The following is a 21,138-nucleotide window of genomic DNA, read 5'->3' as shown; positions in this document are numbered from 1 at the left end:
CTAGATCGTTGAAAAAAAGGGTGTGTTATTTTCCAAAATCTTTCTTCTTTCCTATCAGAGAGAGGAGCGATTGTTCTGAGACCAGTAACTTGACAATACGGTCTTTAAGTATCCGTTCTTTTTATAGATTAACAAAGTTGTTATCCTGAATGGATGGATTGTCCTAAAATCAGTTATTCCTGTCCTAAATGAATGAAGCAGCCTATTTTAATTATTGAATAGCTGAAAAAGCATAAAAAATAAGCCAAAGATATGCAAAATAATTTTTCCTATTTTGCGTATCTCTGACTTAAGAATAGTGATCGATCATGATTTTGGTAGAAGCTTGATTCTTCTTTTTAAACGTTTTGGCAAAAGGGCCGTCAGAAAAACAAAGGGTAGCGAGAAAAGATACCAAAAAATCGTTCTACCGATTCCATACCGTTGGTAAATTTTTGTCAGGAGAAGGTGGAGCACAAGCAAGCCAATGGCTAAGCTCCCAGTGAGAAACCAAATATTGTCCCAATTTCTCCAAACTCTTAGAAACATCGCAGCAATCGGATAGCCATAAAAAAAGAATCCTGTTAATGAGAGTCGCCAGTTTTTGGCTAATGTCCCCAGATTCAGTAAGAAAAAAATAGCGGACAAAACGATGCCGATTGGTGGGAATAAGCCTACCAAGAAAGCATAGATCGTGCCCAAAAAGATCATTCCTGGTCCTTTTAGTAAAGCAACGACCGCTATAGAAACAAGTAGTAAAAAGATTTGTTGGGTAAAAGTAGCAACAGTCAATAGCCCGAATAGGATCAAGCTAAACCAATGCCAGCGAGAATGCAGTTGATTTTTTCTAGTAATTGGCTCTTTTTTTTCTAAAAAATCGGCTATTTTTGGATAAGAACGTCTAAAATCCATGAATCCCCCTCCTTTAGTATCATACTCATTAGTATAACGAACATTTTACTAGGATACCTCCGCCCAAAGAGGGATATTTACAGTAAAAATTTCTGAAAAGTAATGGTAAAGTGAAATATTCTCCGTTATACTGGAGGTTATACTAAAATCTAATCGAAAAAGGGGATGCGAATGAAAGGTAAGTTGAAACGTGAGATTAATTTGTTTGGTGCATTAGCGACTGTAATGGGGACGGTTATCGGCGCAGGGGTTTTCTTTAAAACTGCAGCAGTGACCGCAAGTACACAGTCTACTAGTTTGACGTTATTGGTATGGTTACTAGGTGGATTTTTGACAATCTGTGCGGGGTTGACCGTAGCAGAACTTGCTACCGCGATTCCTGAAACTGGTGGTGCTGTAAAATATATCGAAGCGGCCTATGGAAAATTGCCTAGTTTCTTACTTGGATGGTCACAAAGCTTGATTTATTTTCCAGCAAATATTGCTGCACTGTCCATCATCTTTGCTACACAATTGATCAATTTATTACAATTATCCACGGATTATTTACTATTTATTGCTATTATCACAGCAATTTCGATCACAGGTCTGAATTTGCTTGGTACCAAAGTAGGAACGACTGTGCAATCTGCTACCTTAGTGATCAAGTTGATCCCACTTGCAGTTATCGTGATTTGGGGGTTGCTTACTCCTGGCAATGGCACTGTGCAATTATTACCGATCGAATCAGGAAAAGATGTTTCATTTGCGCAAGGATTGAGTAGTGCGTTACTGGCAACGTTGTTTGCTTATGATGGTTGGCTAGGTGTCGGCGCAATGGCTGGTGAGATGAAGCATCCAGAAAAGGACCTACCGAAAGCAATTATTTTGGGCTTGAGTTTTGTCACAGTCGTTTATCTATTGATCAACTATGTGTTCCTAAAAACACTGCCTATTGATCAAATTGCAGGGAATCTCAATGCTGCTTCAGATGCTTCTGGTGTTATTTTTGGTCAAATTGGCGGGAAAATCGTGACAATTGGTATCTTGATTTCTGTTTATGGTGCATTGAACGGCTATACGCTTACAGGAATACGCGTTCCTTATGCGATGGCATTAGAAAATGAGCTACCTTTCAGCAACCAGCTGACAAAACTTTCAAAGAAATTTACAGTACCTTATACACCAGCTATCTTTCAGTTAGTGATTGCTTGTATCATGATGACAGTGGGTTCATTTGATTTATTAACAGATATGTTGATATTTGTGATGTGGTTGTTTAGCCTACTTATTTTTGTCGGAGTATTTGTTTTAAGGAAGAAACAACCTGATTTGCCTCGACCTTATAAAGTTCCTTTATACCCTGTTATTCCTTTGATTGCGATCGTGGGAGCTGTCTTTATTTTGGGCATGACGTTATTCACTCAGACAGGGCTTGCGATGATTGGGATTGTCGTGACTTTATTAGGAATACCGGTTTATTTTTATAAAAACAAACACATATAGAATAGCTGAATGAAAGACTGGAATAGGAGTTTTCAGCTACAAAAAAAGAAGGAGTTGCTTTTTGTTTCTACCATTTGTCGTTAGTGAGGTCGAGACAAAAGTCGTTTAGGTTTGAGAAATTGGAGAAAAAAACGAACAATACGCTTTTGGTATTGCTCGTTTTTTTTTTTTTTTTTTTTTGAAATTTCCGAAAAACCCGATTTTTGGACGCCGTTTATTCGAGAGTTTGTAGAACACTGATTTTTAGATTTGTCCCTCATGCTTTTTCCATAAAAAATTATTTTTCTAAAAATAAATCTTGATTTTTAGTTTTAATACTTCTGCCATAGCTGCTTATATGCTAAAGTAATGAAGAAAAGGAGAGATAGAAGATGATATTTGATTCTCATACCCATTTAAATGTGGAACAATTCAATGACGATATTCCAGAAACGATTGAACGCGCAAACGAATTGGGCGTGACTAAAATGGCTGTTGTGGGCTTTGATACGCCAACCATCGACAAATCACTGCAGCTTAGTCATGATTATTCAAACATATATAGTATTATTGGCTGGCATCCAACAGAAGCAGGCAGTTATACAAAGGAAGTCGAAGAAAGATTACAAGAACAGTTAACAATGCCAAAAGTTGTTGCACTAGGAGAAATCGGTCTGGACTATCATTGGATGGAAGACCCTAAAGAGGTCCAAGATAGAGTTTTTCGTCGACAAATAGCGATTGCGAAAGAAATGAATTTGCCAATCAGTATCCATACAAGGGAAGCACTTGAAGATACGTATGCGATTTTAAAAGAGGAAGATATTCGTGATATTGGCGGGATCATGCATAGTTTCAGCGGAGATTTTGAGTGGGCAAAGCGATTCCTCGATTTAGGCATGCACATCTCATTTAGTGGAGTCGTAACGTTCAAAAAAGCGACAGATGTGCAGGAAGCAGCCATGAATGTACCGCTCGATCGCTTGTTAGTAGAAACAGATGCTCCTTATTTGGCACCAGTCCCTTATCGTGGAAAGCGAAATGAACCGGGATATACTCGTTATACTGTTGAAAAAATTGCAGAATTACGAGGACTAACGCTGGAAGAAGTTGCTGGACATACATGGAAAAATGCACATCGTCTATTTAGGTTAAATGAAAATGACTAAGTTAAAAATCCAAGAAATCATCGTCGTTGAAGGAAAAGACGATACTAGAAGACTTCAAGAGGTAGTGGATGCTGACACGATCGAAACTATCGGTTCAGCAATCAACGAAGATATTTTGATGCAAATCGAACATGCCCAAGAAACACGAGGAGTCATCATCTTCACCGATCCAGATTTTTCGGGAGAAAAAATTCGGAAAACGATCATGGAAGTCGTGCCACAAGCCAAACATGCATTTTTACCGCGCAAACAAGCACGCCCACGTAAACAGGGAAGTCTTGGTGTAGAACATGCAAGTGATGAAGCAATATTAGAAGCCTTGAAAAAGGTCGTGACTCCTGCTGAGGAAAAAGAAACTACTGAGATCACTAGACAGATTCTTGTTGCTCATGGTTTAATAGCTGGAGCGAAAGCAAAAGAAAAACGCGAAAAATTAGGGGATCAATTGCGGATTGGCTATACCAATGGTAAGCAATTGGAAAAACGTTTGAAGATGTTTCGGATCACCCCAGAAGAATTTGTACAAGCAATGAAAAAAGTGGAGGAACAACATGAGTGAACACCGTGATATTGCGACACCCTCTAGAACAAAAGAGATTTTATTGAAACACGGTTTTTCGTTTAAAAAAAGTTTAGGACAAAATTTTTTGACTGAACCGAATATTTTAAGAAAAATCGTAGAAACGGGTCAAATCAATGAAGAAACGAATGTTATCGAAGTAGGCCCAGGAATTGGTGCTTTAACCGAGCAATTAGCCAGAAATGCCAAACAAGTCGTTGCTTTTGAAATCGATGATCGTTTGATTCCTGTATTAGAAGATACACTGGCTCCTTATCCGAATGTGACTGTGGTCCATCAAGATATTTTGAAAACTGATTTACAACAGGCCGCTATGGACTATTTTGACACAGAATTGCCGTTGAAAGTGGTTGCTAATCTTCCATACTACATTACCACGCCAATTATGATGCATTTTTTGGAGTCAGAGTTGGTCGTTGATGAAATGGTCGTGATGATACAAAAAGAAGTTGCAGAGCGGATCTCTGCTCAACCAGGAACCAAAGCATATGGCTCTTTGTCCATCGCTGTACAATACTACATGGAAGCTAGCGTAGCATTTATCGTTCCAAAAACAGTATTTGTTCCTCAACCAAATGTTGATTCAGCTATTTTGAAGTTGACGAGAAGAGCAGAACCAGCGGTCAAAGTGACCAATGAAAAAGCCTTTTTCCGATTGACGAAGGCTGCTTTTCAACAAAGAAGGAAAACATTGTGGAATAATTTACAGGCAACCTATGGGAAAGAAGAAGATACGAAGACTTGGCTAACTAGAAGTTTGGAAAAAGCGAATATCGATCCAAAACGTCGAGGAGAAACATTATCTTTAGAAGAGTTTGCAGCATTAAGTAATGCGCTGGAAGAAAATTAAAAAGTAAATCAAGCGGAAATATTTTGATAACCGGAAAATCATAACGAAAGATTTCCGTCTACAGAAGAGGTCGAGACAAAAGTCGTTTAGGTTTGAGAAATTCGAGAGAAAGAGCGTGGGACAAAAGTAAGAAAAACTTTTGTCTCATTCTTTAAAAACGAATAAACGGTGAGAGCAGAAGCAACTCTTTCGGAAATAAACCGAAATTCACAAAAATTTGAAAAGCAATTTTCGTTGATTTCTTCTTATTTCTCGGAATTAAACACTTCTGTCCCAGCCTCTTTTTTGAAAATTCCGAAAAACCTGACTTTTGGACGCCGTTTATTTGAAGTCTGTAGCAAACCTGATTTTTAGATTTATCCCACATTCTTTCTTTTATTGAACTAATTTCATGATTATTCATTTTTTCGACGCATGTGTCTTGACACATTATGTAGATAAAGGTAAAATAAGGCGACATTTATGTGTCAAGACATGTTAGGAGAGGGAAAAATGAAAAAAAATTCAGTACGAACACTTACGATTTCTGCATTATTGATTGGCATGGGTGTGATTATCCCGATGGTGATGCCTAAAATCATGATTCCACCAGCATCTTTTACATTAGCTTCCCATGTGCCATTATTTATTGCCTTATTTTTTTCACCTGGTGTAGCAATTGTTGTCGCATTAGGTACAACATTCGGTTTCTTTTTATCTACACCATTCATTATTGCATTACGTGCATTATCGCATCTAGTATTTGCCGTTATTGGGGCATGGTACTTACAAAAAAATCCAGGAATCGTTTTGAAAGACGGTCAAGTGACATTAGCAAATTGGCGTTTTCAAAGTTTTAATCTGGTGATCGGCATCATCCATTCGATTACTGAAATGTTAGTCGTCAGCGCCTTCTTCTTTATGGGGAATATGCCTGAAACGTATTATTCAGGTGGTTATTTTTACACCGTATTTATTTTGATGGGTGTCGGTGGCCTGATCCATAGTTTAGTAGATTATAATATTGCTTACTTTGTTGCAGGAACATTGAGCAAATATTTCGATATCCCAATATTTACTAAAGCAAAACAATTAGAAAAAAAGAAATCATTGGCAAGACAGTTAAAAAAGTCGCTTAAAATGATCAGCTGATCATCAAAAGAAGAAAGTTTATGAGGACTCATCCTCAGCAAGCTTTCTTCTTTTGATTTTTGAAAAGGAAAAAAGAACGGTACAAGAGTTATCCTGTGCCATTCTTAAAGGGGGCGATTTTAAGGTAAAGTAATTACTTCTTCTGTATCTTTATCAAAGAAATGACCTTTACTGATATTGAAGGCTAGATCCACCATTTCACCTGGTTTATGGAAATCACGCGCATCGACTTTAGAAATAAATTCAGTAGAACCTGTCTTAGTATAAAGCATTGTCTCCGCACCAAGTAATTCTGAAACGACAACTTCAGAGTTGACCACGGCTTCTGGAGAAGCTTCTAAAGCGACTTGCTCGCTGTGGATGTCTTCTGGACGGATACCGAAGATGACTGCTTTTCCTTCATAACCTTTTTCAACTAAAACTTTATTTTTTCCTTCAGGTATTTTCAATTTCAAACCATGGCCATCTGAGATCACGCCATTGCTCAAAGTCACATGGAAGAAGTTCATTGCAGGTGAGCCAATAAAGCCAGCTACGAACATATTGACAGGAGTGTCATATACTTCTTTTGGTGTACCAATTTGTTGGATGAAACCATCCTTCATGATAACGATACGGTCAGCCATCGTCATTGCTTCCGTTTGGTCATGGGTCACGTAGATCGTTGTTGTTTCTAAACGTTGATGTAATTTCGCAATTTCTGCACGCATGGCAACCCGTAATTTTGCATCCAAGTTTGACAATGGTTCATCCATCAAGAATACTTTTGCATCACGGACGATTGCTCGTCCCAATGCGACACGTTGGCGTTGTCCACCAGATAATGCAGCTGGTTTACGTTTCAAATATTCAGTCAATCCTAGGATCTCTGCTGCATTTTCTACCCGTTTTTTGATATCTGTTTTGTCATATTTTCGCAATTTTAGACCGAATGCCATGTTATCAAAAACAGTCATGTGAGGGTAGAGGGCATAGTTCTGGAAAACCATCGCGATATCACGATCTTTCGGTGCTACATCATTCATGACTTTCCCACCAATGTTCAGTTCACCTTCTGAAATATCCTCTAGACCCGCGATCATTCTCAATGTTGTTGATTTCCCACAACCAGAAGGCCCAACAAAAACGATGAATTCACGATCATCGATCGATAAATTGAAGTCGGTTACAGAATAGTTTTCTGCGTTGTCATATTTCTTGTATACATGTTTTAATGCCATTTCTACCATTTGTCATTCCACGCTTTCTATTAGTTTTATTCGTTAAACAAATTATATGTGAAAGCGTTATCTTTTTCTATGTCACATTGAACAACAATTGATTTAAATTTTGGTCAATGTGCTCATCTTTGATGTAAAATGAAAAGGGACACATTTTTTGGCAAGAAGAAGGAGTGATAGAGATGAAAATCGCGTTGATCGCGCATGACCGAAAGAAACCGATGATGGTCAAATTGGCAACAGCTTATCAAGCAATATTGGAAAAACATGAACTTTTCGCTACGGGCACTACTGGTGCGAAAATCACAGAAGCAACTGGCTTGAAAGTCCATCGTTTTAAATCTGGGCCATTAGGGGGAGATCAGCAAATTGGTGCGATGATTTCTGAAGATGAATTGGATTTAGTGATTTTTTTACGGGACCCATTAGCAGCTCAACCACATGAACCAGATGTTACTGCACTGATTCGTTTATCCGATGTCTATGAGATTCCGCTCGCAACAAATATTGGCACAGCAGAAGTACTACTGAGAGGATTAGAAGCTGGTTTTTTAGATTTCCGTAAAGTCGTGCATGAGTTAGAAAAGCGTCCATTATCTTTTTGATAAAATTCGGTATTTTTAAAGTATAATGCCATTTGGTGCAGAAATATGTCGTCTAATCACGAACTTAGAAATAGGGATATTTGAAAATATATGTTTTTTTATTTACAGTGACTAGTGAACTATGCTATAGTTTGCCTGGGAATGATTTCCCAAAATAATCAGAGTAGGAAATAAAGCGTTAAGTGCTGAGAGGATGGGATGTTGCCTCTTTGACGAAGGACAGAATTGTTCGCGGTTTTATTTTCGCATTCGCTGCATGTATTGTGTAGCAGCTCTTAAAGGAGATGCTAGGAAATGAAGAAAAATAGATTAGACGCACGTATGATCGCTATTATGGGATTGTTGATCGCCCTGATGGTCACCCTATCCCGATTAGTATCGATCGAAACACCTTTTATTAAGATCAGTGTGACCTTTATTCCACAAGTGATCATGGGAATTTTGTTTGGTCCTTTCTGGTCAGGGATTGGAGCGGTATTAGCTGACTTAGTAGGAATGGCATTATTTTCAAAAACAGCCTTCTTTATTGGATTTACATTGAATGCCTTTATCGAAGGAGCAATTTATGGTTTCTTTTTTTATCGAAAAGAAATCACTTGGAAAAATGCGATCTTAGCTACCTTGAGTGTCACGTTGATCATCAACTTGATTTTGACGCCGTTATGGCTAGCGATGATGTACCACGTACCATTATTTAGTTGGGTTGTTTGGGCACCTCGTCTCTTAAAAACAGTGATTTGGATCCCTCTACAGTCCATAGCGATTTATTATGTTGGACGAAGTATTCCATATAAAAAGATATTAAATAGTTTAACTATTCATGCAAAATAAAAAACAAGCAGTCTTCCCATCCCAGAAGACTGCTTGTTTTTTATTATTGTTTTGTAAATTGTGCTTGGTATAACTGATGATAGTAGCCATTTTTTTGTAGCAGTTCATCATGAGTACCCATCTCAACGATTGCCCCTTGGTCCATTACAAGGATCTGGTCGGCGTTTTTGATTGTTGAAAGACGGTGAGCAATGACGAAACTGGTTTTTCCTTGCATCATGGCGAGAAAAGCATTTTGGATTTTCTTTTCGGTCAATGTATCGACTGAACTGGTCGCTTCATCTAAGATCAGCATAGGCGGATTACTGATCATTGTACGAGCAATGGTCAATAGTTGTCTTTGTCCATCAGAGATTTTAAGGCCTTGTCCACCAATTTTAGTATCTAATTTTTCTGGCAGACGTTCGACAAATTCATACATATAAGAAGCTTTTAAGGCTTGATTGATTTCCTCATCACTAGCGTCTGGCTTGCCGTACTGAAGGTTTTCTCTTAATGTACTGTCAAATAACCAAGTGTCTTGTAGGACCATACCAAAGCTTTTTCGTAAAGTATCTCTTTGGATATGTCTGATGTCATAGTCGTCAATAGTGATATAACCAGAAGTGGTCTCATAAAAACGCATCAATAAGTTGACTAACGTTGATTTTCCTGCACCAGTTTTTCCTACGATCGCAATTGTTTGACCTGGTTCAGCTTTGAAGTTGAAATTTTCGATCAGACGTTGTTTTGGTTCATAGGAAAAAGAAACATGATTGAAGACGACTTCTCCTTTGATCGTGTCTGGATTCAAAGCATACGCATCTGGATCATCAGGTGTTTCTTCAGGTTGGTCAATCAATTCAAACGCTCGTTCTAAACCAGAAAAAGCTGTCTGTATTTGAGTAGTGATACCCGAAAGCTCAATGAACGGTTTTGAAAATTGACTGGAGTAGATCGTAAAGCTTGAAATCACACCGACAGTGATCGCTGACCCGCTTCTTAGCGCAAGCAACCCACCCACTAAACCGATAGATAGATAAGCCATATGATCAATAAAACGTGAAGAAGGATTGGTTAATGAAGATGAAAATTGAGCACGTTGGCCTTTCTCATAGAGATCTGCGTTCAATACTCTAAATTGTTGCTGATTCACTTTTTCTTGTTGGAAAGCTTTGATTATCTTTTGATTTCCGATTCTTTCGGTAACGAATCCAGAGATGTTTCCAATGATCTTTTGTTGATTGTCGAAATCATTTTGAGAAGCTCGAGCTACGATCCAACTAACCAGAAAGATGATTGGCGTCGAACAAACAACCACCAAAGTCAACAAAGGACTTAATCTTAACATAAAGATAAAGGATAAAACGATAATCGCTACACCTGCGAATAATTGATTGAAGGCGGCTGATATTGCAATGGAGATGTTGTCCATGTCATTTGTAAAACGACTGACGATATTCCCATGAGAATTTTGATCGTAGTAGCGAAGGGGCAATTTATTCAGACGAGAAAATGCATCTTTTCTAAGTTTAGCTACTGAAAGATAAGCTAGACGGTTACTCAAGACCTGGATCAGCCACTGACTGACTACATTGATCAAAACGATACCGCCAAATAGTAAAAGTAAGTGGAAAAGCTTAGTGAATCTTACCTGACCGACACCAATCATTTGATCGATACTTTGACCAATCTGTAAGGTCATAACAACAGTCGCGATCCCATTGATGATTCCTAACAGGATAGCTAACCAAATGTCTTTAGAATAAGCTGTAAGATAAGGAACAAAACGTCTAAGGATTTTCCAAGAGATTTTTTTTGTTTTCATACTATGCTTCCTCCTGTGAGGCGACGATTTCGCGGTATTCTGCTGAATGCGCTAGTAGGTCTTCGTGAGTACCTTGAGCCACGATTTTTCCTTGATCCATTACTAAAATCGTATGTGCTTCTTGAATCGAGCGGATCCGTTGCGAGATAATGATTACGGTGCTGTCCAATGAAGTTTGTAACGCTTTTCTCAGATTTAGATCGGTTTGGTAATCAAGAGCGCTCAACGAATCATCTAGGATAATCAATTCTGGTTTGGCGATCAATGCACGTGCGATGGTTAGTCGCTGCTTTTGTCCACCGGAAAAATTCTTTCCGTTCTCCATTACTTTAGTATCCAAACCTTCAGGGAGTTGGCGAACGAAACCTTCTGCTTGTGCAATCCGTAAAGCTTCCCAACATTCTTCATCGCTAGCTTCTTGTTTTCCCCATTGTAGATTTTCACGAATCGTTCCAGTAAACAAGACAGAAGTCTGTGGTACTTGTGAAATTTGGTGTCTTAAAGAATCAAGGTCCCAAGAACGTACATCGACTTCGTCAAAGGAAATAGCACCAGCGCTAACATCATAGAAGCGAGGGATTAATTGAGTCAATGTGGTTTTCCCGCTACCAGTAGGGCCAATGATCCCAAGGACTGTCTTTCTTTTTAGCTGGAAGGTGATATCTTGTAAGGCTAAGCCAGAATCTGGTGTATAGCGAAAATCAACATGATCGAATTGGATCATATTCTGAGAGTGGAAATCAGGAGTAAGAGGTTCAGCGGCATCAACAATGGTATTTTCTGTGGCTAACACTTCTTTGATTCGATTTCCTGAAGCTTCGGCTCTTGTAAAAATGACCACTAGATTAGAGACGACAATTAGTGCCAATAACATTTGATTCATATAATTGATCAAGGCTAAGACTTGTCCCTGTTGTAAATTACCAATGTTGACTTTGATTCCCCCCACGGTCAATAGACAGATGATCCCCACGTTCATAATCAAAGTGGTTGCAGGAGATAATAGAGCAGAAATATTTGAAACACGAAGATAATTCTTCGCCAGATCATCAGTGTCGTTATTGAATGTATCGATTTCTGTAGCTGTACGAGAAAATGCACGGATCACACGTACACCACTTAGATTTTGACTAACAGTTGCGTTTAGGCGATCTAGTTTTTCTTGTACCTTTTGATAAAGAGGAATTGTTTTTTTGATAATAAAATATAAAATAACTGAAAAAATAGGTAATAGTGCTAAGAAAAATAAGCCCACTTCCCAATCAATGACAAATGCCATGACTACTGAGCCGATACTTAAAAAAGGAGCACGGATCAACAAACGGATGACCATTGCGAGAGCCAGCTGTAATTGGTTGATATCATTTGTCATTCGTGTGATCAGCGTATCTGTTCCAAAGTGGTTCAGTTCACTATGTGAAAATGAATTGATTTTTTTGATTAGCTGATTGCGCAGTTCGGTACCGAACCCTTGGGAAGCAACCGATGCGTAATATTGACAGATGATGGCACAAAATAAGCCAATCACTGACATAGCGATCATCCAGACCCCCATTTTGATAATCATTCCTCGATCGTTCATTTTAAGTCCATTATCGATCAAAGACGCCATCAAAAGAGGCAGGATCAATTCGAACACAGCTTCAAAGAACTTGAAAACTGGACCTAAAATGATCTGTTTACGATAATCTTTTGCATAACGTAATAATTGAATCATATGTTTCCTCCTAACAAAGTTTTCAGCTAATCACTATCTAGAAAAGAAGCAATGGTTTTTTAGCTGCTTAAACGTATTGGATATCAATAAAGATATCTAAATGAATTCGTTCCTATATATAAGTAGGTACTCTCACATTGTAGCTTATGAAATTTAGAATGAAAAGTGAACAAGCCTTTTCATAAATGAAACTTTAAAGTGAATTTAACGCTTTCACTGATTGGTCCGCTTTTTTTGAATCAATGGTGAAAAAAACAAAATCTTTTATTGACAAAATGAATGCGTTTTCTATTATTGGAGAGAGGTGAAAAAAATGCTAAAAAAAGAAATTCTGATTTATTTAGAGAATCAAACTGCTTTTATCGATATCGATCAGATAAGCGATGTGTTTACAGCGAAGAAATTGGCAGAATATTTCAACGTGAAACGAAATACGATCAGCCATTATTTAAATCAATTAAATGAGGAAGAGTTGCTAGTAAAAGTGAATTCACGACCGGTTTATTATTTTCATAAAAGTGCGTTTGAACATCAATTTTTTCCTTTAAGCAAGACGTTCTATTCTTCGACAAATAAAATAAAGGAAGAAAAACCAATATTTGCGCGCAGTAAAGATTTATTTTCATTAGTGATCGGTCATGACGCCAGTCTCAAAGAAAGTATCGAGCAAATCAAAACAGCTATTTTTTATCCTGATGGGGGACTTCCCGTCTTGCTTACAGGAGAAAGTGGAACTGGTAAAAGCTATCTTGTAAACATTATTTATCAATATTGTTTGGAATATGATCTGCTGACAGAAAACGCTCCCCTCATCACATTGAATTGTGCACAATATGCGGATAATCCAGAATTGTTAACAAGTAATCTATTTGGTCATGTCACAGGTGCTTATACAGGCGCAGTTCAAGATAAAATAGGTGCATTTGAGGCCGCAGATGGAGGTATCCTCTTTTTGGATGAAGTCCATCGGTTAAGTCCAGAAGGACAAGAAAAGTTGTTTACGTATTTAGATAAAGGAATCATCTATCGCATGGGAGATACGAACCATGCAAGAAAAGTCGATGTTCGTTTGTTCTTTGCAACAACAGAAGAAGTAACAAGCCATTTTCTCCACACTTTTACACGTAGGATACCGATCAAAATCGACTTACCTTCTTTAAAAGAACGGCGAAAAGAAGAACGACTGGAATTGATCTATTCCTTTTTTTTAGCTGAACAGCGAAAAATCAAGTATCCCATGAAAGTAAGTGGACAAGTACTGACGATTTTATCGAATCAGGATTTTAGCGGCAATATCGGAGAATTGAAGAATAACGTCAAGGTTGCGGTAGCAAAAGCATTCGCAGAGCAGATAGAAGAAGATAGGCTATGTATCAAACTGCAACATTTGCAAAAATATCTCTTAACGCTTTCTCCCAATAATAATTCGACCCAATCAGCTGTATGGATCACTGATAAACAGAACCTTGAATATTTAATGGAAAAAAGGCAGCCAGAACAAGAGCGGATCATTCGTTGTTTTGAAGAGTTGCTTTTGACTTTCAAAAAAAGTGGTACCTCTTTGAACAATTGCGAGGATAAATTAAAAGAAGAAGTTGTGCATTTATTTGATTTTTTGCTCTTTGAGACAAGCCGACAAGAAAAGCATGAATTACTGGTCTATTGGATGCATACGATCCGTGAAACGCTGAAACAGATGGAAAGTGCCTATCAAATCAGATTTGATGGGAACACCGTGTATGCATTAAGTTATTATCTGTATCAGCGTAGTACAGTCAAATGGCTACCAGATGAAGAAGAAATCCTTCAATTAATGAAGGGATTATCCCAGCAATTGGAGTTGCTTTATCCAGCTAATTATCAGTATGCTACGCGTATTTTGGAGTTGACGCATTCAAAACTAGATTTAGATAGCACGTTGTTGGATAAAATAATTTTAACGATCTATCTGAAACGGACAAAATGGTCAAAAGAGCAAAGTATCCCCAAAGCGATCATAGCCGCACACGGGTATGCAACAGCTAGCAGTATGGCAAATGTCGCGAATCGTTTATTAGGACAAGATCTATTTGAATCATTTGACATGCCACTAGATGTGACGCCACAACAAATTGCGAATGAAATCATTGATTACAGTAACCATCATGATCTATCGAACGGCTTGATCATCCTAGTGGACATGGGTTCTTTGAAGGAAATCTATCGATTATTTAAAGATCAAGTATTTGCACCGATCGTGATCTTGAATAATGTGACGACACCTTTAGCGATCACGATCGGTGAAAAAATGCAGAACCTTTTGGATCTAAAGACGATCGTTCAGCAAGCCGTTGATGCTACGAAATCAGAATGGAAGATCATCTATCCTGAAAAACATAAACCAAAAGCGTTACTCGTCACTTGTGCTACAGGGATAGGAACAGCCACTCATATGGCTGAATTATTGGAAAAAAGTTTGCCAACAAATCATGCGCTAAAAATCATGCCCTACGAATATCATGTGTTAGCTGAAAGAAAGAAAAAAGAAACTGTTTTCTCAATGTATGATGTCATAGGCGTCATTGGAACGATGAACCCGCAAATTGAAGTTACGCCCTATTTATCTATAGAGTCCTTGATCTCAGGAGAACAAATTGATCAGCTTACTGAATGGTTAGTACCAATTTTTCCCGAAAAAGAAAGGGGAGATTTTGATCAGCGCTTCGTACGTAATTTTTCATTGGAAAAAGTTTTAGAGTCGGTCACGATTCTGGATACGGAAAAAGTAATGACAGAGATCGAATATTTCGTACGTGAATTAGAACTTAGATTGGCTACAGACATCAGTACACCAAAAAAGATCGCGCTTTACGTCCATGTCAGCTGTTTGATTGAACGTCTGATCCGACAAATTCCCATTGAAAATTATCACGGTCAAGAGATGATATCGAAGTGTCAAAAAGAAATGTTTGATTCTATAAAAGAAGCATTTAGTGTCATCGAAGAACATTACAGTGTCAAGATTCCTACTTCAGAGGTAGCCTATATCTATGATATTTTGATAAATATTGAAGAGAAGATAGGGAAAGACGAAGAATTCTGATCAAAGCAAGATACGGCCACTATTTTTGGCATGTATCTTGCTTTATTTAAATTGAGAGTAAGAAAGAGGTGTTAAAGTGGAAAAAAAAATCATCATTGCTTCCCATGGACATTTTGCTTCGGGCATTTTAAATTCGTTGGAGCTTATCTATGGGACGCATCATTCGATCACTGCTTTAGATTGTTATATGTCTGAATCATTTGATCTGACCAAATCAGTTAAACAATTGATCGAGGAACATAAAGGAAAAGAGTTGATTATTTTGACCGATTTGTTTGGCGGAAGCGTGAATAATGAATTTTTACAATATATTGATCAACCAAACATCTATTTGATTGCTGGATTGAACTTACCTTTGTTGATCGAGATCGTCGCACAAGTCGAAATGGTAGATTCAATCACTGAATTGATTCAACGAGCATTACGTGAGTCGAAAGAAACGATCCAGTTCTGCAATGAAAGCATAAAAACAAAAATCGAAGAAGAAGAATTTTAGGAGGGATAACAAATGATTATTTTAACAAGAGTAGATCACCGTTTATTACATGGTCAAGTTGCATTTTCTTGGACACAGGCAATCGGAGCAGATTGTATTTTGATTGCAAATGATGATGTACCAAAGAATGAAATACGTAAAACAACAATCAAATTGGCTAAACCACAGGGCGTAAAGTTAGTGATCAAATCGATTCAAGATTCAATCAGTGCGTTGCAAAGTGGTGTCACAGATAAATACAAATTATTCATTGTGGTGGAATCGATCAAAGATGCCTATGCATTAGCAAAAGCTTGCCCTGAGATCAAACACATCAATTTAGGAGGGATCAAAGCGAAAGAAGGAACGAGAAGTTTAGGAAAAGCGGTCAATGTTTTACCCGAAGAAGAAGAATTATTGAAACAGTTGCTGGCGGATCAAGTAGAAGTTGAAATCCGTCAAGTGCCTGCAGACAAAAAAGTAGCTGCCAAAGAAGTTTTATGAGAAAGGAAGGTTAAATTATGATCCTACAAGCGGTTCTTTTAGGACTAGTTGCTTTTGTTGCACAATCAGAATATCCTAAAAAAGCTTTACCATACGAAAGAGGACATGGCTGCAGCCTTGAAACGCCATTTAGAATTCTTCAATACGACGCCACATATCGTCACCCTGATCTTAGGGATAAATGCCGCCATGGAAGAAGAAAATATACATGATCCAGAGTTTGATGTGACAGCTATCGATAGCATCAAAACATCTCTCATGGGACCTTTAGCTGGCATCGGAGATTCCTTCTTTTGGGGGACTTTACGCCTGATCGCCACAGGTGTTGGCACGTCACTTGCATTGCAAGGGAACATCTTGGGCCCTATTCTTTTTCTTCTGATTTTTAATATCCCACACATTTTGCTTCGCTATTTAGCAACTGGTTGGGGCTATCGATTGGGAACCGGATTTTTGAAAAAAATCCAAGCAAATGGAATGATGGAAAGTTTGACATTTGGTGCTTCGATCATTGGATTGATGGTAGTTGGTGCAATGACTGCTACGATGATCAGTATCAATATTCCTTTGAAAATCGGATCGGGTGAAAATGCAGTAACTGTGCAAAGTATTTTCGATGATATTGTTCCCAATATTTTATGTTTAGGCGCATTTGGCGCAGTGTTCTATTTATTGAAAAAAGAAGTAAAACCTTTAATGATCTTGATTGGATTAGCTATATTTGGCATTGCTGGTTCATGGATCGGTATTTTTTAGAAAAGAGGGAAGCAAATGGTCACAATGTTGGACTATATCCACGAGGAAAACGAAACATTATCAGCAATTATCGAGGCATATGATTTTTCAAGCAAGGACGCTTATACATCTATCAAAAATGTCATGATCCTTACAACTGGATCTTCTTCTAATGCATGTTTAGCAGCAAAACCTGCATTAGAAAGTTACGGTGGATTAACTGTAGATATCCAAGAACCATTTCATTTTACACACTATGGGCACTTGTCAACGACGGTAGATACAGTTATTGCCGTTTCACAAAGCGGAAAAAGTGCGTCAACAGTCACAGCGATTAAAGCGATTCCGACCGAAAATATCCAGACGATTGCAATAACAAGTGATCAGAATAGTCCGATTGCTTCTAAAACGGATCAAGTAATCGATCTAGGGATCGGGATTGAAAAAGTTGGATTTGTGACAAAAGGGTATTCAGCAACCGTTCTACAGCTGATCCTTTTGGGAATAACGATTGGCGTAAGTAAAGGGCAGATCACGGAAACGCAAAGACATGAAAAAATCGATCAGCTAAAAAAGATCATCACAGAAATTCCTGAGAATATTCAGCGAACCGAAGCTTTTTATGAAAAGAATCAAGCACTGTTTCGCGTAGCAAAACGGTTTATCGCGATTGGTTATGGTCCTAACTGGGGAACAGCAAAAGAGGTTGAGACCAAATTTACAGAGACCGTTCGAGAACCTTCACAAGGATTTGAACTAGAAACATATATGCATGGTCCTTACCTGGAGGCTGATTCTTCACATGTGTTGTTTTTTATAGAAGCAAAAAGCGAAAATCAGCAACGTTCAAGATGCTTAAAAGAATACATGGCCCCTTACGTAGGGGCAACATTTACGGTTACGACAGAGGAAACAGCAGAGGAAAATAGTTTGAGCGTAGCATTTTCATGTGAAGAATATCTATCTGGCTTAGGCTTAGTTGTGCCGTTTCAAGTATTGGCTTATAAGATTGCCACTGGAAAAGGAATCGATTTGAGTCAAAAAATATTTAGTGATTTTGATCGTGTATTAAAAAGTAAAATTTAAGAGGTGGATAATATGTTAAAATTCAACGAACAACAACAAATAGAAGCGATTAATGGTGCCTTAGCTTTACGTCCCCAAGTAGAAGAAATCATTGATGGACTTTATGGGAAATTTGACGCAGTTTACTATTTAGGCATTGGTGGCACATATGCTTCAGCGATGCAAGCCGTTACTTATATCAATGGGAAGAGTGATCTCCCTATTTTTATCCAGCATGCAGCTGAATATTATACAACGGGGAACAAGCGGTTAACAAAAGAATCAATCGTAGTACTATCCTCAGTTACTGGAACGACACAAGAAGTAGTGCGTGCAGTGGAAGACATAAAAAAAGTCGGAGCAACGTTGATCGGCTTCATCGATACAAAAGACAGCCCACTCGCACGACTTTGTGATTACACGATCACCTATCCTGCTCTAGGAACAGAGCAAATCAAATTCTTTATGGTAGCAGATCGCTTGATGCACAAAAACGGTGATTTTGAGGATTATGAAAATTATTACCAACAACTGGAAGAATATTTAGCGATTGGTTTGGTGGAAGCAGAGAAAAAAGCAGATGCATTTGGCCTTGCTTTTGCTGAAAAGCATCGGCATGATGCAATGCATTACTTTATTGGAGCTGGAAATCAATGGGGCGCGGTTTATTCCTATGCGATGTGTTATTGGGAAGAACAAAGCTGGCTTCGATCAAAATCTATCCATGCAGCTGAATTTTTACATGGAACATTGGAAGTAATCGAGGAGACGACACCAGCCACATTGTTCCTAGGTGAAGATGAACAGCGGGTCTTAGCTGAAAGAGTAGCAGGACTACTACCTAAGATTTGTGCCAACTATACGTTGATCGATACGAAAGATTACCCGATTGAAGGAATAGATGAAGCTTATCGTGGTCGAGTACTTTCTTATTTATTGATGCATGCAGTCACACAGCGGATCGATGCATATGTGGAAAAATTGAATTGTCATCCATTGGATATCCGTCGGTATTACCGTCAGTTTGATTATTGATCAGACTGGGTACACAGGTAAAAAGAGCTGCCTTGATTTTAGGAAAATAATGAGATATATCAAGAGGATTTCTTAATAAAATGAGGTGATTTTTATGGCTATTTTTTGGAATAGGTAAAAAAAGAACATCCAATTGATCGTCCGATAAAAGAACTACCACTCAAGAATCTAAAAGAGACTTGAGCGGTAGTTTTCGATTATGAAAATCAGAGTGTATCTTTTTATTTGGTATGTTTTTTTAGTTTGCTAAGCTACTTAAAATTGTAGGGCTTTGGATATTTGCGTCAATGACGTTATAAAAAGCATTGGTTGTATCTGCGACATCCCAAACAGCTAAGATGACGTGATAGCCTAAGCGATTGCTTGGAATATTGATCGTATGGGTCGGTGTCGTAGCGGAAGAATTTCCATTATTGTCTACTTCACCAATAAATTCAAATTCGTCACGAGAAAGTGGTTTGTTTTGATTCCAACCAGTTTTAGTGATATAGTAGTGCCATTTACTTGTGGAATGATTTGCTGTGAATTTCCATGTAAAATCATTCGGACCAGTTGTGAGAGTTTGTTTTGTCCAGAAAGAAGCAGACTGCTGATCTAATTTGAAATCTCCAACAGCACCATTGGTAGAAGCAATTCGACCGTCAGCAGGTCCTCCTGTTGGATAACCTTTTGGTGTTTCTAAAGATTGAGGTTCATTGATAACGGCACCATATTTTTCAAATGCAGCTGACCAGTTTTTGTCTTTGTCTAAACTTCCCTGATAGCCACGGCTGATAGGCTGAGAAATATACCCATGTGCAGAAACTTCTACCGTTGATAGTGCAGTGAATCCTGCTGTCGCCAAGATGATCCCTAATCCTAACTGTACCACTTTTTTCATTGATAGTTCCTCCTTAAAATGTTCTTTTTTTATTACAACTTTAGTATAACGGAGGACTTTTTTATAAAAATATTTTGTATGTTATTGCAACAATATGGGCGAATCATCAATAGGGAAGTCTTAAGAATATTTTTGGATAAGTGTGTTTTTTAATTTAAGATAATACTCTTTTGTAGATGTTAATTCTAACCATTCAAAGAAAGCAATGCTTTGATCGATTTCAGAAATCACTGACTGATCCCCTTCAGCTAAAAGATCCAAAGCAGAAAAAGTCTTATAGTGAGCGGTAACCAGTGTTTGTTTATGATGCATCGTTATTTTTCTTAACTCGGTCAAGAAAAGTTTTCTAAGAGTGACTGATTGGCGATTAAAGGAGAGACGTAAGCCGTTTAAAATGAAATTTGATAGTAATTCAGAATAATAGGTGGCATCTATGTAAGCTTTCATTTTTGAGACACTGTTTTTAAAGGAGTGAATGATATACTGGTCATCAAAAATAAACAGACAGTTAGAAAAGACAGTCAATTCAAAGTGGCCCCAAGTATCGATTGTTTCCAGGTATCTTTTGATCGCTTCAATTTCTTCTTTTAGTTCTTCGTTAAAAGGATCATTGCGGAGGTAGCTGATAATCAATCTGCGCTGGCTGTAGATCAAACGATAATAGATATTCCCTGTTTTTTTGTATTCGTTCAGCAATTCCTTTTCTTGTGTTGCTGACACGTCTTTGGAATAAATCAGATAGTTGGTTAATTTTTGTTTATTTGAAAGATTGTTATTATTTAGGAGGAACTGATACTCTTCTAAAGTGATATTCATACGTTCAAGATAATTGAAAAGCAATTCAAACCCGATTTTTGTTCCTCTTGATTCAAAGGCAGCAAGTGTCCCACGTTGTGAAATTCCTTTTGTCAATTGTTCTTGAGTTAAACCTCGTTCTTTACGTAATTTTCGTATCAGTGATGAGTGTTGTGGCATATTCAGATCCCTCCAATATTTTTTGATGAATTAATCATAACATAACACCTATCTTTGTATCTATAAAATTAAATATTAATTTGTATTATTTGAACAAAGTTATTTTTTGTTGGGAAATTCAA

The 21,138-nt window shown here is 37.8% G+C and carries 18 protein-coding genes, 1 pseudogene and 1 riboswitch; of the genes and pseudogenes, 13 read left to right on the top strand and 6 right to left on the bottom strand.

Annotated elements, in window-relative coordinates; translation table 11 throughout:
* Positions 1 to 306: 306 nt before the first annotated feature.
* Positions 307 to 891: a hypothetical protein gene (locus tag IGI47_RS12125; protein WP_311930759.1), complete on the bottom strand. Its 585-nt coding sequence runs from the start codon at positions 889 to 891 to the stop codon at positions 307 to 309.
* 171 nt (positions 892 to 1,062) lie between these two features.
* On the opposite strand from IGI47_RS12125, the gene IGI47_RS12120 reads away from it, so the two are divergent.
* From IGI47_RS12120 to IGI47_RS12100, 5 genes are all read left to right on the top strand, one after another.
* Positions 1,063 to 2,376: an APC family permease gene (locus IGI47_RS12120; RefSeq protein ID WP_438784330.1), complete on the top strand. Its 1,314-nt coding sequence runs from the start codon at positions 1,063 to 1,065 to the stop codon at positions 2,374 to 2,376.
* Between the two features lie 371 nt (positions 2,377 to 2,747).
* Complete coding sequence (locus IGI47_RS12115; protein ID WP_438784329.1) at positions 2,748 to 3,524, top strand: TatD family hydrolase; 777 nt, start codon at positions 2,748 to 2,750, stop codon at positions 3,522 to 3,524.
* Positions 3,517 to 4,083: a ribonuclease M5 gene (rnmV, locus tag IGI47_RS12110; RefSeq protein WP_438784328.1), complete on the top strand. Its 567-nt coding sequence runs from the start codon at positions 3,517 to 3,519 to the stop codon at positions 4,081 to 4,083. The genes IGI47_RS12115 and rnmV overlap by 8 nt, the downstream gene beginning before the upstream one ends.
* The gene (gene rsmA / locus IGI47_RS12105) at positions 4,076 to 4,954 is read left to right on the top strand and encodes a 16S rRNA (adenine(1518)-N(6)/adenine(1519)-N(6))-dimethyltransferase RsmA (protein WP_438784327.1); all 879 of its coding nucleotides are present in this window, start codon (positions 4,076 to 4,078) and stop codon (positions 4,952 to 4,954) included. Before rnmV ends, rsmA begins: the two co-directional genes overlap by 8 nt.
* A 492-nt stretch (positions 4,955 to 5,446) precedes the next feature.
* On the top strand, positions 5,447 to 6,085 hold the full coding sequence (locus tag IGI47_RS12100; protein ID WP_438784326.1) for a hypothetical protein: 639 nt from the start codon (positions 5,447 to 5,449) through the stop codon (positions 6,083 to 6,085).
* Between the two features lie 119 nt (positions 6,086 to 6,204).
* Here IGI47_RS12100 and IGI47_RS12095 read toward each other — a convergent pair whose 3' ends face one another.
* The gene (locus IGI47_RS12095; RefSeq protein WP_438784325.1) at positions 6,205 to 7,314 is read right to left on the bottom strand and encodes an ABC transporter ATP-binding protein; all 1,110 of its coding nucleotides are present in this window, start codon (positions 7,312 to 7,314) and stop codon (positions 6,205 to 6,207) included.
* Positions 7,315 to 7,487: 173 nt separating this feature from the next.
* Between IGI47_RS12095 and mgsA the strand changes: the two genes are divergently transcribed.
* Together mgsA and IGI47_RS12085 are read left to right on the top strand one after the other, a co-directional pair.
* Entirely contained in the window at positions 7,488 to 7,910 is a 423-nt protein-coding gene (gene mgsA / locus IGI47_RS12090; protein ID WP_123862599.1) for a methylglyoxal synthase, read from the top strand.
* Between the two features lie 157 nt (positions 7,911 to 8,067).
* Positions 8,068 to 8,167: riboswitch (THF riboswitch) on the top strand.
* 37 nt (positions 8,168 to 8,204) lie between these two features.
* Positions 8,205 to 8,741 (top strand): folate family ECF transporter S component, encoded by a 537-nt coding sequence (locus IGI47_RS12085; protein WP_005876627.1) that lies wholly within the window; start codon positions 8,205 to 8,207, stop codon positions 8,739 to 8,741.
* 43 nt (positions 8,742 to 8,784) lie between these two features.
* Here IGI47_RS12085 and IGI47_RS12080 read toward each other — a convergent pair whose 3' ends face one another.
* On the bottom strand, positions 8,785 to 10,548 hold the full coding sequence (locus tag IGI47_RS12080) for an ABC transporter ATP-binding protein (RefSeq protein ID WP_438784324.1): 1,764 nt from the start codon (positions 10,546 to 10,548) through the stop codon (positions 8,785 to 8,787).
* Position 10,549: 1 nt separating this feature from the next.
* Positions 10,550 to 12,265, bottom strand: a complete 1,716-nt coding sequence (locus IGI47_RS12075; protein ID WP_438784323.1) for an ABC transporter ATP-binding protein — start codon at positions 12,263 to 12,265, stop codon at positions 10,550 to 10,552.
* A 313-nt stretch (positions 12,266 to 12,578) separates the two neighbouring features.
* On the opposite strand from IGI47_RS12075, the gene IGI47_RS12070 reads away from it, so the two are divergent.
* From IGI47_RS12070 to IGI47_RS12045, 6 genes and pseudogenes are all read left to right on the top strand, one after another.
* Positions 12,579 to 15,347 carry a sigma 54-interacting transcriptional regulator gene (locus IGI47_RS12070; protein WP_438784322.1) on the top strand — a complete coding sequence of 923 codons (2,769 nt, stop codon included), beginning with the start codon at positions 12,579 to 12,581 and terminating at the stop codon, positions 15,345 to 15,347.
* A 76-nt stretch (positions 15,348 to 15,423) separates the two neighbouring features.
* Positions 15,424 to 15,843, top strand: coding sequence for a PTS sugar transporter subunit IIA (locus tag IGI47_RS12065; RefSeq protein WP_081135659.1), 420 nt, complete (start codon positions 15,424 to 15,426; stop codon positions 15,841 to 15,843).
* A 12-nt stretch (positions 15,844 to 15,855) separates the two neighbouring features.
* Positions 15,856 to 16,326 carry a PTS sugar transporter subunit IIB gene (locus tag IGI47_RS12060; RefSeq protein ID WP_104660697.1) on the top strand — a complete coding sequence of 157 codons (471 nt, stop codon included), beginning with the start codon at positions 15,856 to 15,858 and terminating at the stop codon, positions 16,324 to 16,326.
* A 72-nt stretch (positions 16,327 to 16,398) separates the two neighbouring features.
* Positions 16,399 to 17,082: pseudogene (locus tag IGI47_RS12055) on the top strand (PTS system mannose/fructose/sorbose family transporter subunit IID); the annotation flags it as partial.
* Between the two features lie 15 nt (positions 17,083 to 17,097).
* The gene (locus tag IGI47_RS12050; protein WP_438784321.1) at positions 17,098 to 18,147 is read left to right on the top strand and encodes an SIS domain-containing protein; all 1,050 of its coding nucleotides are present in this window, start codon (positions 17,098 to 17,100) and stop codon (positions 18,145 to 18,147) included.
* Between the two features lie 12 nt (positions 18,148 to 18,159).
* Positions 18,160 to 19,161 carry an SIS domain-containing protein gene (locus tag IGI47_RS12045; protein WP_438784320.1) on the top strand — a complete coding sequence of 334 codons (1,002 nt, stop codon included), beginning with the start codon at positions 18,160 to 18,162 and terminating at the stop codon, positions 19,159 to 19,161.
* A gap of 238 nt (positions 19,162 to 19,399) precedes the next feature.
* On the opposite strand, the gene IGI47_RS12040 is transcribed toward IGI47_RS12045, so the two are convergent.
* The gene (locus IGI47_RS12040; protein WP_438784319.1) at positions 19,400 to 20,041 is read right to left on the bottom strand and encodes a lytic polysaccharide monooxygenase; all 642 of its coding nucleotides are present in this window, start codon (positions 20,039 to 20,041) and stop codon (positions 19,400 to 19,402) included.
* Between the two features lie 120 nt (positions 20,042 to 20,161).
* Positions 20,162 to 21,016, bottom strand: coding sequence for a helix-turn-helix domain-containing protein (locus tag IGI47_RS12035; protein ID WP_311930747.1), 855 nt, complete (start codon positions 21,014 to 21,016; stop codon positions 20,162 to 20,164).
* Positions 21,017 to 21,138: the final 122 nt, after the last annotated feature.

Source organism: Enterococcus sp. AZ191 (assembly GCF_051713845.1).
In the GTDB taxonomy this organism is placed as follows: domain Bacteria; phylum Bacillota; class Bacilli; order Lactobacillales; family Enterococcaceae; genus Enterococcus_B; species Enterococcus_B durans.
Note: the sequence above shows the minus strand (reverse complement) of the source record. Positions and strands in the feature narration are given on the sequence as shown.

Excerpts from the sequence above, each read along its gene's own strand:
- IGI47_RS12125 (WP_311930759.1), bottom strand. The coding sequence starts at position 891 with ATGGATTTTAGACGTTCTTATCCAAAAATAGCCGATTTTTTAGAAAAA.
- IGI47_RS12120 (WP_438784330.1), top strand. The coding sequence starts at position 1,063 with ATGAAAGGTAAGTTGAAACGTGAGATTAATTTGTTTGGTGCATTAGCG.
- IGI47_RS12115 (WP_438784329.1), top strand. The coding sequence starts at position 2,748 with ATGATATTTGATTCTCATACCCATTTAAATGTGGAACAATTCAATGAC.
- rnmV (WP_438784328.1), top strand. The coding sequence starts at position 3,517 with ATGACTAAGTTAAAAATCCAAGAAATCATCGTCGTTGAAGGAAAAGAC.
- rsmA (WP_438784327.1), top strand. The coding sequence starts at position 4,076 with ATGAGTGAACACCGTGATATTGCGACACCCTCTAGAACAAAAGAGATT.
- IGI47_RS12100 (WP_438784326.1), top strand. The coding sequence starts at position 5,447 with ATGAAAAAAAATTCAGTACGAACACTTACGATTTCTGCATTATTGATT.
- IGI47_RS12095 (WP_438784325.1), bottom strand. The coding sequence starts at position 7,314 with ATGGTAGAAATGGCATTAAAACATGTATACAAGAAATATGACAACGCA.
- mgsA (WP_123862599.1), top strand. The coding sequence starts at position 7,488 with ATGAAAATCGCGTTGATCGCGCATGACCGAAAGAAACCGATGATGGTC.
- IGI47_RS12085 (WP_005876627.1), top strand. The coding sequence starts at position 8,205 with ATGAAGAAAAATAGATTAGACGCACGTATGATCGCTATTATGGGATTG.
- IGI47_RS12080 (WP_438784324.1), bottom strand. The coding sequence starts at position 10,548 with ATGAAAACAAAAAAAATCTCTTGGAAAATCCTTAGACGTTTTGTTCCT.
- IGI47_RS12075 (WP_438784323.1), bottom strand. The coding sequence starts at position 12,265 with ATGATTCAATTATTACGTTATGCAAAAGATTATCGTAAACAGATCATT.
- IGI47_RS12070 (WP_438784322.1), top strand. The coding sequence starts at position 12,579 with ATGCTAAAAAAAGAAATTCTGATTTATTTAGAGAATCAAACTGCTTTT.
- IGI47_RS12060 (WP_104660697.1), top strand. The coding sequence starts at position 15,856 with ATGATTATTTTAACAAGAGTAGATCACCGTTTATTACATGGTCAAGTT.
- IGI47_RS12050 (WP_438784321.1), top strand. The coding sequence starts at position 17,098 with ATGGTCACAATGTTGGACTATATCCACGAGGAAAACGAAACATTATCA.
- IGI47_RS12045 (WP_438784320.1), top strand. The coding sequence starts at position 18,160 with ATGTTAAAATTCAACGAACAACAACAAATAGAAGCGATTAATGGTGCC.
- IGI47_RS12040 (WP_438784319.1), bottom strand. The coding sequence starts at position 20,041 with ATGAAAAAAGTGGTACAGTTAGGATTAGGGATCATCTTGGCGACAGCA.
- IGI47_RS12035 (WP_311930747.1), bottom strand. The coding sequence starts at position 21,016 with ATGCCACAACACTCATCACTGATACGAAAATTACGTAAAGAACGAGGT.